Source organism: Bacillus sp. JJ1503 (genome assembly GCF_036965125.1).
Taxonomy (GTDB): Bacteria; Bacillota; Bacilli; order Bacillales; family Cytobacillaceae; genus Cytobacillus.
Map to the genome: position 1 here is coordinate 729 of NZ_JBALOZ010000004.1, position 13412 is coordinate 14140.

The window sequence follows — 13412 nt, forward strand, 5'->3', positions numbered from 1 at the left end:
TTGAAGTTTCACTTTATTGAATTGAACAATAAAGATGTAAATGCCACAGATTAGTGAAAATCTGTGGCATTTGTAAAATTAAAACCATTCCCCTTTGAGAATGGTTAAAATAAATGTTCGTATGGAGTCATATTTATTTCTTTTTCAATTAATCTTTTTCTTAAGAATTTATGATCTCGTTTTGGTGTAGCAACAATATATCCCCTTATAATTAAATCCTCATTGATTGATGAAACCTTTTCCTTTATTGCAAGCTCACCAATTTTTCCGGCAATTTTATGCCTTGCTACATCACGGAAAAGTTCGGGTACAGGAGTAACAAGATCTTCAAGCAAGTTTTTTCCTTCTTGATTCCAAAGATGCTTTGATTCATTCACGTAATATTCTTCCCAATCCATATCCGATTTTCCGTCTTCTTTAGGCATCTTTTTCAAGAACTTCCGAAACATAAAGAAGCCGCCAATGGCAAAAGAACCCGTAAGGACAACAACCCAGAACAGAATAAACCACAAAAACCATCCACTAAGCATATATTCTCACCTTCAAATACATTATACTCATTATATTATAATCGCTTGCCAGATTGCAGACAAGTTAAGTGATCAATATAAAAAAACAGATTATTTCCTTGCTCATTATATCTTAAAATACTATAATTAACTTGTCCAATTAAGGGGCTGATTGGGGTACTGGTGTCCTCCGTAGTCTTCAAAACTATCTGTGACCACCGTGCGTGGTCAGCTGGGTTCGATTCCCAGGCAGTCCCGCCAGAAAATACTTATAATCACAATAGATCGTGATGATAATTAAACCTTTAGGTGGTAGTACATACATAGGAATATCTAAACTAGTTTCATCCAATTCTAGGTAAGACTGTTTAGAACTGAAATGGAAGACTACTAAGACTTTTTTGAAAATAATAGATTGATTCGAAGCTCGCTTGAAATTATTTCAAGCGGGCTTGTTTTTTTATGAAAAAGAGCACGTACTATAATTTGGATAATTTCAGAGGGTGATTTTTTAAACGTGAAAAAAGGTTCAAGTTGCCGTATAGCTAATTCATTTTAATATCTCGGATAAATTATCTGTATAAAAGAGACAGTAAAAGAGAAGTTGAAAATTCTTCATAAAAAGGAAGGGAAGAAAAAAATGAAAGTTAGAACAAAGAAAATGATAACTTCTTCTTTAGCTGTCTTTTTATCCGTTTTACTTTTCTTACCACAGGTAAGTGCAGAGGTAAGAGGCAATGCTCAACCAGAGATGGAGTATCGAGTGATAGGAAAAATAACTGTCAATGGAAAACAGTTTAAAGATTTAAATGGCAATAAGAAGCTGGATCCATATGAAAACTGGCAGCTTACAGATGAAGTGCGTGTTAAAGATCTCGTTTCGAGGATGACTCTGGAGGAAAAAGCAGGAATGTTAATTATTCCTGAATTTCCGAAATTTACAAATGGCAAATTGGAACTACCAAATAAGATGATTAATCAAAATACCCGCTATTTTATTTTTCGTGAATCACCAAGTGCCGATGTAATCGCCAAATATAATAATCAGCTACAAGCAGCTGCAGAAAATACAAGATTAGGCATTCCGGCTGTCATTATTTCAAATCCAAGAAACCATTCTGAGGTTCCTACATCTTCTGGGGAAATAGATATGGACAAGCCTGGACAATTCTCTTTTTGGCCTGCCACTTTAGGACTTGCGGCAACTCGCGATTTGAATTTAATAACGGAATTTGCCCAAATCGCTTCAAAAGAGTTTAGGGCTACAGGAATCCGTAAACTTTTCGGATATTCAGCTGATGTTGCGACTGATCCACTATGGTTAAGAAACGATGAAACATTTGGGGAGCACCCGACCCTGACATCAGACATTATTTGGCGAATTGTGAAAGGATTTCAAGGGGATATTCTTAATGATAATAGTGTAACAACGACAGTCAGGCATTTTCCAGGCGGTGGAGCACGAGTAAAAGGGACTGATCCTCATTTTGAAGAAGGACGATATAATCTTTACCCAACTGAAGGCAGTTTGCTAAAGTATCATATGCCTCCTTTTAGAGCCGCAATTGCTGCAGATACAACATCGATTATGCCTTATTATTCATATCCTAGCAATGAGAGTGCCGAACAGGGATTGCCACATTTTAGTGCCACACAGCAATTTGAAGAAGTTGGCTTTGCTTTAAACAAACAATTTATTGATGATTACCTGCGTAAAGAACTAGGTTTCCTAGGTTATGTAAACTCTGATACTAGTGCAGTAGTCGACAAGGCTTGGGGGGCACTAAATTTGTCTGTTGAACAAAGGTTTGCAAAAGTGCTAAATGCTGGAACGAATATTTTTTCTGGTGTTACAAATCCTGCTCCTATTATTAATGCTGTGAAACAAGGTTTGGTTAGTGAAGCAAGAGTGAATCGCTCCGTCACTTATTTACTTACAGAGATGATGAAACTAGGACTTTTCGAGAATCCATATATAGATCCGAAAAAAGCACTGGCAGTCGTTGATAACCCAAACTCTCAAAAACGTGCAGATTTAGCCCATCGTAAGTCCGTTGTATTACTGCGAAATGGGAACAATCTATTACCTTTGTCAGATAGCAAAATCGGTCAAATAAAGCTATATGTTGAGGCATTTCCTGGAGGAGCTAATGGGTCAAATACGAAAAATCTTATCGATAAGATTCGAAAATATGATGCAAAAATGACAATTACGGATCGATTAGATGATGCAACCCATGCTTTTGTTTGGGTGAAGCCTAAACAGGATTTTATGAAAAGAAAACCTATGCTCACAATTGGCCCTGATACAGGGATTGATAATGTAAACAGAATCATAGAGATTCAGAAAAAGGTTCCAACGATTACCGCAATTAATATGAGGAGCCCATGGTTAATCAATGAAATCGAACCGAATGCAGCGGCTATTGTGGCAACTTTTGGAGTGAAGACAGAAGCTTTAGTAGATGTCATTCGAGGGAGATTTAATCCTGTTGGGAAACTTCCTTTTACAATACCAGCTAATCAGACAGCAGTAGACAATGAGATTGGGGATATACCAGGATTTGGCGAAGTTCCATCCTATGTGTATCGAAACAAAAATGGAGATGCATATGGGTATGATTTCGGACTTTCTTATCAATAGGAAAAGATTTTTGCTAAAAACATGATAAAAAAACACTTGGATATCAATTTCCAAGTGTTTTTTAAAGCTTTATTTTACCTTTCACATGCCCAATTGTCTTTGTCTCTGTCATGCTTTGATTCATAGGCAGGGTGATCAGCAGGAACCCCGTTAGGATAAACCTTTCTTAATTCCGTACAGTTTTTATATGATTCGCTGCCGCTGCTTGAAGGGGCGGTGGAAGTGGAGCCTGTATTCGAATTTGTATTTGAACTTGTGTTGTTATTTGTGCTTTTTGATGAAGATGCTGAGCCGCTGCTAGATGCTGTTGTTTTGGAATCCAGGTCACCCTTTGTAGTACCTTCCGCTCCGAATGCCCATAAACCGGTATTCTGTTCTCTCGCTTCGCGGGCAAATTTTACAAAATAATCACTGTATTTCACGTCAGGCGGATAAGTAGAAGGTTCTGCATATCCATTTAATACAAGATCAGCATTAAACATTTTTGTTCGAATTTCATTTTCATCCATATCGTTCGTTGGAATATCAAGCCAAACAATTCGCAGAAAACGAGTATAGCGATCGGTATCTGAAACGTCCTTCTGTAAATAAACTTGTTTCCCTTCGAGCTTTGAAGTGGTATAGTTGCTTGCCTCTTTGCCGTATTCTTCTGTTTTCGTAGTAGACTCAGGTGTATTCACTCCTACAAGGCGAACTTTTCTGCCATCGGAAGTTTCGAATGTATCCCCATCTACAACTCTGCTAATCGTCACCAGTTCCAAACCTAGGCTGCTAGCTTGTTCTTCTTTTGCTTTTTGTTCGGATTCTAGTTTCTCTTTTTCTAAGCGTTCCGCTTCAGCTTTTGCCTCTTCTTTTGCTTTCGCCTCTGCTTCTGCTTTAGCTTTTTCTTCTTCTTCCGCTTTCTTATCTTTTTCCGCCGCTTCTTTTTCGGCTGAATCTTTTTGTTTAGTTGTACTTGCTACTTGATTATCATTATTTTTATCTGCTGTTTCAGTAGTATCGGCAAAGGAAACCCCTAGAATTAAAAACAAGATGAATCCTGCGGTAACAATCAATCCTGGTTTCTTGACGATTATGTTTCCCTTTTTCTTTTGATTTGACAAATATAACCCAATTAAAAACACAACTGTTCCAATTAATGCAATTGGTACTGCAATACCCATGATTAACATGAATAATAGAATGATAGCTATTATGATTCCTTTAATGAATTTCATTTAATTTTCCTCTCTCCTAAACCTTAGTTTCTAACATAAGAATACAATCAATGTTAATTATACATGTTTTATGTCATTATTTGTCCGAAATAGAAATGTAAAATATGTAAAAGGAAGTTATTGCAATAAACATTGTTTTTATTGAGGTTTAACGCCAAGTCTTAGGCTATTTATAGAGTTATGTTCCTAAAAATCATTGTTGAATACATTATCCTGAATGGGGAAATTTTCAGGAGATGATGAATGATGGAGAATAATAGCAATTTGCAGCAGCTCGATGTACTCTGCCATGATTTTGCGGAGATTCTTGGAGCGACTCCTTCTATTATTAATGGTGTATTGAACAGCGACAAAATCCCGGACAAACATTCACCCGGTAGTATTAGGCAAAAGGGCAGAGTCGTTTATGTTTGTACCTCAGGCCTTTTCCTTTGAGACTCATGTATATCCATTTTTAAAAGATTGAACATCCAATTACAATTGCTAACGATACAAAGGACGCACTATCAGTTCTGAAAACAAATAAAATTAGGCCATCTTAATGATGTACAAATGATTGTTCCCTTTAAAAATGAAATAAATTAAATTTGATACAATAAGAACCAAAAAATAATGAAAATGCGGAAGGGATTGTCCAAGCCAAATGGAACAAATTTAATAAAATAATATGGAAGATCTCCTCCCTTAGGTCTTGTGAACTACACTTGGCCGTTCATTTTAATGAACGGTCATTTTTTTGCGACAATAGGAAAGGCCTCTTCATCGGAGGCCTTTGTATTTTTATTGCCCTTTTTTACTTTTATTAGAACTATTTCTAATCATTGTTTGCTTATACATTTGATGTCCTAGCACAGCAACTCCAGCAGCTGTAATCCCGTTAATAAGACCATCTATAGAAAATCCAAATGCCACGCTTCCGATTGTGATTGATACAATAAAGAGTATCCAAATAATCAACCAATCAGGGATGGCTGGTGTTTGTTTAAGCGCAAACCCCAACACCCAAAGAGCAGGTACTAGCATTATATAATTCTGGTTTAAATACTCAATTAGATTCAAAAAAAGTCACCTCCTATTTCAGTGTTTATATATATTATGTGATTCAAGCAATTTGGCTTGTTTTATATCCCAACTTGTTTTGAAATAGAAGAATACATAGCAGCCATATCTTTTTTGGAATAGCACCTATATATAGAAAGTAACAGGAGGTGAAATGCTAAATTTTTAATATTATTATAGAAAGGAGTGCGGAGTAATGGAGGAGCTCTTACCATTAATAAGCGAAGTTGGCTTTCCGATCATTGTGACACTATTTTTGCTGCACAGAATAGAAGCGAAGCTAGACGTAGTCGTAAATTCCATTCAGGGGCTTCCTGATCGTTTAAAGGAGTAATTCTAATAATTCACAATTATTGACTTTCAATTCCAAAAATGCTAAATTTAAATCAGCCGTTATGCATCGTATTATATTTTTGAAAGCTAAATTTCCAAAGAATTCTTTTGTTTGGATGAGTAATGAGGAGTAAAAGCTATAATCGTTGTGAATGGTGAATTAACACAAGGCTTTCAACAGCCTATAGGAGGATTTTTTTACATGAAAAACGGTAAAGTTAAATGGTTTAATGCTGAAAAAGGTTTCGGATTCATCGAAGGTGAAGACGGAAACGATGTATTCGTACATTACTCTGCAATCCAAACTGAAGGATTCAAAACATTAGAAGAAGGTCAAGAAGTATCTTTCGAAGTTGTTGAAGGTGCTCGTGGACCACAAGCTGCTAACGTAAATAAACTATAATCATAAATCATAAACAGTCCTGCTTTGTGGGGCTGTTTTTTTATTTAATTAATTTAATTAAAAATAAGAAATATTCCAGTAGATTATGCTATAATAAGCACATACGTTCGCGCTTTCGAAACCCACCTAGTAATTAATTCCTCATACTTCTATTCCAGACCTATAAAAACTTAAATTTGATATAATGAGTGTATTTGAGACTATGAATATATAAAGATAAGAAGGTGAAGATTTTGAAATTTATTCATACAGCAGATTGGCACTTAGGAAAGCTTGTACATGGAATTTATATGACAGAAGACCAGCGCTATTTCTTGAAGCAATTTGTTGATCTTGTTGCAGAAGAAAAGCCGGACGCTGTTGTAATCGCCGGAGATTTATATGATCGATCGATACCTCCAACAGAGGCAGTTGAACTGCTCAATGACATATTGTTCAAAATCAATGTAGAGTTAAAAACACCTATAGTTGCAATTGGCGGCAATCATGATAGTGCAGAACGTTTATCTTTTGGGAGCTCATGGTACAAGAAAAGTCAGTTTTATTTATCAGGTAAGATAGATTCTAACGTTCGGCCAATACATATTAATGGTGTTAATTTCTATCTTGTCCCATATGCGGAGCCAGGAATTGTTCGGCAATTGTTCGCAGATGACACCATTCATACTCATCAGGACGCGATGAAAGCGGTTATCGGGAGAATTGAAGATTCTTTGAATCCTAGTGAACCAAATGTACTTGTTGGACATGCTTTTGTTCTTGGCGGAAAAACAAGTGAGTCGGAGAGAACTCTTTCTGTAGGTGGATCTGGATGCGTAGGAGCAGAATTATTTGAACCATTTTCCTATACAGCACTTGGTCATCTTCATAGCCCAGATGCTCTTAAACATGATAGGATTCGTTATTCAGGTTCACTTCTTAAGTATTCTTTTTCGGAGTCAAAACAAGAAAAGTCAGTGTCCATCATCGAAATGGATGAAAAGGGCCATTTTGATTTGCGGGTACGTAAACTTTCTCCACAAAAAGATATGAGGGAAATAGAAGGGTTTTTGGATGAATTAATGGATCCAGGTTTTTATGAGAAGCAAATGGTTGATGATTATTTGAAAATCATTCTCCATGATGAAGGCGCCTTAATAGATCCCATTAATAAGCTCCGGAAAATCTATCCAAATGTTCTGCATCTTGAGCGAAAAATCGATATAACTGATATGAAAAAGAAACAGTTCTTCACCTCAGTTAAAGAGGAAAAAAAGTCTGAGCTTGAACTTTTTCAGCAATTTTATCAAGAAATGACAACTTCGGAATTTACTGATGACAAGAAGGCTATTATGGCTGATGTCATTGAAAAAGCTTTGAAGGATGGTGCAGCTATATGAGACCTTTAAAGTTAATCATGCAGGCGTTCGGGCCATATGCAGGTTCAGAAACGATAGATTTTACAGTGCTTGGAAATCGGACGATGTTTGTGATCTCTGGTAAAACCGGCTCGGGAAAAACGACTATTTTTGATGGAATTAGCTATGCTATTTATGGAAAAGCAAGTGGAGAAGACCGAAATGGGCCTGAATTAAGAAGCCAGTTTGCTAGAAATGAATTATTAACAGAGGTAACACTTAAGTTTTCTTTAAGAAATAGAACATTTATTATCACAAGATCCCCTCAACAGGAGAAGAAGAAGGAACGTGGGGACGGTTATACAACGATAGGTGCAAAAGCTGAATTGTATATGATCAATCAAAATGGAGAAAAGCAAATTCTGGCATCAAATATTCGTGATGTAGATGAAAAGATTAAAGAAATCATGATTATAGACAGCAATCAGTTTAGGCAAATATTAATGATTCCTCAAGGAGAATTCAGAAAGCTGCTTACATCAGAGAGTAAGGATAAGGAAGTCATTTTGCAGCGGCTTTTCCATACGCAAGTGTATAAGCGGATCGAAGAAAAGCTAAAGGAAGATGCAGTCGATCTAAAGAAATCAGTTGAAAAGCAAATAGAAAACCGGGATCAAGCCATTCAGCAAATTTCTGCTATATTTAATGATGAGCTAAAAGGATATTTGAATGCAGGAAGTGTAAATGATGCACTTATCATGCCTTTATTACAGTTAGAAATGGAATGTATGGCTGCAGAGTTGGCAAAGCTAGCAGATCAATTAAAAGGTAAACAAGAAAAACGGGATTTACTTCAGCAAAAGCTATTTGAAGCAGAGACCGTTGTAAAACAGCTAAAGGCTAAAGAAGAATTAGAAAAAAGAAAGACTGAACTTCATAATGAGAAGGAAGCTTACATTCAACTAGAGAAAAAAATTAATCTTGCCCAGAAAGCAGCCGTGCTTGCTCAGCAGGAAGAGCTTTGTCATCATTTGAAAAAAGAGTCAGATGAGGCTAATCATGAGCTTCAGTCAATAAAGTCAAAGATTACATCACTGTCAGATCTATTAGATGAGCATGAAAAGAAATGGGAAGAAGAAAAAAATCGGGAAGATGAAAGAAAGGCTCTAGCTGAGGAAATCAGTTCTCTTAATAATATGAAAGAAGACATTGAATCTCTGTCCATTGTGAAGAAAGAGGTCAATATGCTTGAAAAAGTCCTTGAAGAAAGAAAGATTGAAAAGTCACAGCTAGAAGATTCTTTAAAGAAATCAGAACAAGCCATCCTTCTTTTACAAGAAGAAAAACAACAGATTGAGAGAGAACAGCTTACATTTCTTCAAAATGCTCAAAAATTAGAGAAATTAGAAGAAGAAATGCAAAGATTTAATAAGTACGAAGAATTAGTTCTCCGCTATGATCAGGCAAAATTGAATTTTGAAAAGCGAAAAGGTTATTATGATCACTTTGTTTCACGATTAGCTGATGCAAAGGCCACGATCGACCTGCTGGAACAAAAATGGCTGCATGGACAAGCTAGTCTACTTGCAAATAAACTTCTTGAGGGGGAAGCATGCCCTGTTTGCGGATCAATGGATCATCCAAATGTAGCTGCTGTCTCAGAATCACTCCCTGATGAAAAAGATTTAAAAGCCGCAAAAAAACAGGCAGATGAGCTTGAAAAGGAAAAAGGAAAGGCTGAGTCAGCTTTTTATGATTCACAGTCAATTGTAAATTCAATAAAAGAAGCACTGGATTCACAACTGAAAGAAATAAAGAATCAGCGTGATGATATAACAATTAATTCATTACCTATGGTGAAAGAAACCATATTGGCGGAGAGAAACGAACTTGTTCAGAATCAAAGCATATTATCCGAAAGACAAGCTAAAATGCCAGCATGCTTAAACAAGCTTAAATTATTGGAGCAAGATAGAGAGATATATATAAATCAGCTTCAATTGAACATAGAACAAATAAATAATGAAACCATTAATTTTACAGAGAAGAAAACGAATTTAACAAGAATGATAGCGAAAATACCTTCTGATTTACATTCAGCTGAAGTTTATGAATCACGATTGAAATACTCCGTTAAAAAATATGAGGACCAAATAAAGCTTTTGGAAACTGTGCAGCAGCAATATCAGGACACAAAGGAAAATTTCCTCGCAGAATCGGCTAAATATGAAACCATCAAAAAACAGGCAGATAGAATAAAAGAACGATTAACTCTGGAAAGAGAAGCATTTGTTCAGAAGATGAATGATCAAGGTTTTGGAACGTACACAGAATACAATGAATCGAAGAAGTCTGAACAAGAAATTCAGATGCTAGATCAATCATTAAGGGATTACCGGGAAGAGCTGCGATCCGTTCATGACCGTTATGAAGAACTTTCTTACTTGTTAAAGGATGTTGAAATGCCCGATTTAGAACAGATTAGCAAATTATTTAAAGAAAACGAGGAACATATTCGTTTGCTTCAAGAAGAATATACGGATTTATATATGAAGAAAAAACATAATGAAGGAACAGCAGAAAATATTAATGAAATTAATGGGCGTATGAAAGCACTGGAAGACAGGTATAAATTAATTGGTCATTTATATGATATCGCAAAGGGACAAAACACGTACCGTATTACCTTTGAGCGCTTTGTATTAGCTGCTTTTCTTGATGATATTTTAAGAGAAGCAAATGGAAGATTGAGAAAAATGACGAGTGGAAGATATGAATTGTTAAGGAAAACGGATCGTTCAAAAGGGAATGTACAAAGTGGTTTAGAACTGCTTGTTTTTGATCAATATACTGGACAAGAAAGACATGTTAAAACCCTATCTGGGGGAGAAAGCTTTAAAGCGGCTTTAGCTCTCGCATTAGGGTTAGCTGATGTTGTTCAGCAATATGCTGGCGGTGTCTCATTAGAAACAATGTTTATAGATGAAGGATTTGGAACTCTCGATCCAGAGTCACTTGATCAAGCGATTGAGGCATTAATGGATATACAAAGCAGCGGAAGACTGGTTGGAATTATTTCCCATGTACCTGAGCTCAAGGAAAGAATAGATGCCCGCCTTGAAGTTATAGCAACTCAAACAGGAAGTCAGACTGAATTTCAATTTTTATCTTAACATCATGGAAAGGTGCGAATCCGATGATTCAATCCTTTCTTTTTCATAATAGAAGTACAATTTATGCTAATATAGTCATAAATTAGTAAGAAGGATGATTACTATGAAAAAAAGAGTGGCTTTATCTTGGAGCGGCGGAAAAGATGGCTGCCTCAGTCTTGACGTATTAACAAAGAATGGAATTGATGTCGTTTGTTTAGTGACGACCGTGCCGATTGAATTGGGCAGAACATTTGGACATGGTGAAAAATTAGAATTGGTAAAGCTGCAAGGAGAGTGCCTGGATATCCCTATAGAGTTTATTTCCACCACCTTTGAGAAGTATACAGATAGTTTTATCAATACATTAACGATATTAAAAGAAAAGTATCATATAGAAGGCATCGCCTTTGGTGATTTATATTTACAAGGTCATCGTGAGTGGGGAGAAAAGATGGCAGTAGCTGCTGGACTTCAAGCTATTTACCCGCTATGGGGAAAGCAGGAAGATGCTCTTCGTATGCTTGAGGACTATCTCCAATCTGGTTATAAGGCAACAGTTATTCGTATACGGGAGGATATTCTAGATGAATCGTGGCTAGGAAGAGAGCTGGACTTTTCATTTTTAGAGGATGTAAAGACGAAGGAAATGTGTCCGATGGGTGAATCGGGTGAGTATCATTCATTTGTATATGATGGACCGTTGTTTAAGCAGAAGATTATTCTTAAGAATCCGGAAATTATTCAATTAGAGACTACGAAGAAGCTGGAATTTAGCCAATTTGAACTTCAGACAAAAGTTGAAAATTAACAAGGAACAAAAAAATTAAATAAAAGAGAGGAATCCTTCATTGAACAAAGTATTTGGTCATGAATATTCTCTTTTTCCATTTGAAGCATTTTCTTTTCAGCATTTTATGATGATCATTATCTTAATAGGTGGCACGATTTTCCTTTATTCAAAGAAAAACCATTTAAAGGAACATGATAAGTCTGTTAGAATTCTCATGTTTTTAAGTCTGTTCGTTTTGGAAGCCATGTATCATATATGGCTTATTAAAGATGGTTATTGGGATATATCTTTTACGTTACCGCTACAGCTCTGTTCATTAAGTCTTATTCTTTGTCTTATTTTACTTACTTCTAAATCAAATTTTATATTTCAAATTGTTTTCTTTATTGGGATAACGGGAGCAGCAATGGCGGTAATAACGCCTGAGTTATTTCTTGGTTTTCCTCATTTTCGTTATTTCCAATTTTTTATAACTCATATCTTTATCATTTGGACTTGTTTTTATTTTTGGATAGTCCACGATTATACACCTAATGGAAAGGGTCTAATCATGTCTTTCTTATTTCTAAATGGGAGCGCTTGTCTTGCTTTTGCAGCGAATAAGGTGACAGGCGGGAATTATATGTTTCTAGCGTATAAACCTTCAAATGCATCATTATTAGATTATTTTGGTCCGTTTCCTTATTATATATTAGCTCTAGAGGGAGCAGCTTTGTTTTTCTTCTTCCTTTTGCTCGTAATTTGCAATAAAGTAAAGGTAAAAGCAATACAGAGGTAGGTGACAGCTTTTGAATACGAAAAGATATTTCACAATTGGTATGGCGGGCCATATCGATCATGGTAAGACAACGCTTACGAAAGCGCTGACCAATGTTGATACGGACAGATTGAAAGAAGAGAAGGAAAGGCAAATATCAATTGAACTTGGTTTTGCTCCTTTATATGAAGATCAAGAGCTGGAAATTTCAGTAGTAGATGTTCCAGGTCATGAACGCTTTATTAGACAGATGATAGCTGGAGTAGCTGGAATTGATTTAGTTGTACTCGTTGTCGCGGCCGATGAAGGAGTCATGCCGCAAACCCGTGAGCATTTACATATACTCGGTTTATTAGGGATTAAGAACGGTATTATTGCAATTACAAAAATTAATCGTGTTGACAATGATTTTATTGACCTTGTAAAAGATGATATATTAGGTGAACTAAAAGGTACGATATTTGAAGACGCACCATTTATGCTTGTCGATAGTTTAACTGGTCAAGGAATAAAGGATTTAAAACATTTCATTATTCATGAATTAAAAAAACAGGATCCTAGAGATATTAGAGGTGCTTTTCGTCTTCCCATTGATCAAGTGTTCTCTGTGAAAGGGCAGGGTACAGTAGTCAGAGGAACTGTTTATGAAGGATCAGTAGAGGAAGGACAAGCATTAAAGATTATGCCAAAAGGGCTGGAAACACGTGCAAGGCAGCTTCAAGTCCACCATAAACCAGCTATAAGCGCCTATGCGGGTCAGCGGACTGCCATTAATTTGTCCGGAATTGCAAAGGAGGATATTCAGCGTGGTGATGTGCTAGTCTCTTCAGAGCATTTTATTGTCACGCAAACAATTGATGTCGCCCTTCGTCTTGTAGGGGATTTAGAATATTTAGTTAAGCAGCGCATGCCAATCAAATGTCATATTGGAACAGCTGAGGTTATGGGGCGGATTGTGTTATTTGATCGTAATGAAATAAAGTCGGAAGCAGAGGAAATCCTTTGTCAAATCCGCTTGGACGAGGAGGTTGTCACGAAAAGAGGGGACCGCTTTATATTAAGACGTCCTAGTCCACAGGAGACAATTGGCGGAGGTTGGGTAATTGACCCAAGAGGAGAAAAATATCGATTTGGACAAAAGACAGTTGATGACCTTGAAAAGAAAAAAGAAGGTACACCAAAAGAAAGAATTTATGCTGCACTTTATG

Annotated in this window: 11 protein-coding genes, 1 tRNA gene and 1 pseudogene; 10 read left to right on the forward strand and 3 right to left on the reverse strand. The window is 36.3% G+C overall.

Going from position 1 to position 13412, the window contains the following annotated elements; translation table 11 throughout:
* Positions 1-104: 104 nt before the first annotated feature.
* Positions 105-530: a DUF2621 domain-containing protein gene (locus tag V7149_RS00600; RefSeq protein WP_335343747.1), complete on the reverse strand. Its 426-nt coding sequence runs from the start codon at positions 528-530 to the stop codon at positions 105-107.
* 143 nt (positions 531-673) lie between these two features.
* Between V7149_RS00600 and V7149_RS00605 the strand changes: the two genes are divergently transcribed.
* Both V7149_RS00605 and V7149_RS00610 read left to right on the forward strand, forming a co-directional pair.
* Positions 674-770 (forward strand) — tRNA-Sec (locus tag V7149_RS00605).
* A gap of 379 nt (positions 771-1149) precedes the next feature.
* The gene (locus V7149_RS00610; protein WP_335343748.1) at positions 1150-3153 is read left to right on the forward strand and encodes a glycoside hydrolase family 3 protein; all 2004 of its coding nucleotides are present in this window, start codon (positions 1150-1152) and stop codon (positions 3151-3153) included.
* A 74-nt stretch (positions 3154-3227) separates the two neighbouring features.
* Here V7149_RS00610 and V7149_RS00615 read toward each other — a convergent pair whose 3' ends face one another.
* Positions 3228-4370: a thermonuclease family protein gene (locus tag V7149_RS00615; protein WP_335343749.1), complete on the reverse strand. Its 1143-nt coding sequence runs from the start codon at positions 4368-4370 to the stop codon at positions 3228-3230.
* 246 nt (positions 4371-4616) lie between these two features.
* Between V7149_RS00615 and V7149_RS00620 the strand changes: the two are divergent.
* Positions 4617-4809: pseudogene (locus tag V7149_RS00620) on the forward strand (DUF1259 domain-containing protein); the annotation flags it as partial.
* 341 nt (positions 4810-5150) lie between these two features.
* Here V7149_RS00620 and V7149_RS00625 read toward each other — a convergent pair.
* Positions 5151-5429, reverse strand: coding sequence for a phage holin family protein (locus V7149_RS00625; RefSeq protein WP_335343751.1), 279 nt, complete (start codon positions 5427-5429; stop codon positions 5151-5153).
* A 196-nt stretch (positions 5430-5625) separates the two neighbouring features.
* Between V7149_RS00625 and V7149_RS00630 the strand changes: the two genes are divergently transcribed.
* From V7149_RS00630 to selB, 7 genes are all read left to right on the forward strand, one after another.
* Positions 5626-5763, forward strand: coding sequence for a YvrJ family protein (locus tag V7149_RS00630; protein ID WP_066288600.1), 138 nt, complete (start codon positions 5626-5628; stop codon positions 5761-5763).
* Between the two features lie 201 nt (positions 5764-5964).
* Positions 5965-6165, forward strand: coding sequence for a cold-shock protein (locus tag V7149_RS00635; RefSeq protein WP_066288596.1), 201 nt, complete (start codon positions 5965-5967; stop codon positions 6163-6165).
* Between the two features lie 233 nt (positions 6166-6398).
* Entirely contained in the window at positions 6399-7544 is a 1146-nt protein-coding gene (locus tag V7149_RS00640) for an exonuclease SbcCD subunit D (RefSeq protein ID WP_335343752.1), read from the forward strand.
* A complete protein-coding gene (locus tag V7149_RS00645; protein WP_335343753.1) occupies positions 7541-10675 on the forward strand; it encodes an SMC family ATPase in 3135 nt (1044 codons plus the stop codon). The genes V7149_RS00640 and V7149_RS00645 overlap by 4 nt, the downstream gene beginning before the upstream one ends.
* Before the next feature lie 103 nt (positions 10676-10778).
* Positions 10779-11465, forward strand: a complete 687-nt coding sequence (locus tag V7149_RS00650) for a diphthine--ammonia ligase (protein ID WP_335343754.1) — start codon at positions 10779-10781, stop codon at positions 11463-11465.
* A gap of 40 nt (positions 11466-11505) precedes the next feature.
* Positions 11506-12225 carry a YwaF family protein gene (locus V7149_RS00655; RefSeq protein WP_335343755.1) on the forward strand — a complete coding sequence of 240 codons (720 nt, stop codon included), beginning with the start codon at positions 11506-11508 and terminating at the stop codon, positions 12223-12225.
* 40 nt (positions 12226-12265) lie between these two features.
* Positions 12266-13412 (forward strand): selenocysteine-specific translation elongation factor (gene selB, locus V7149_RS00660; protein ID WP_335343756.1); only part of this gene is annotated, 1147 nt, incomplete at its 3' end.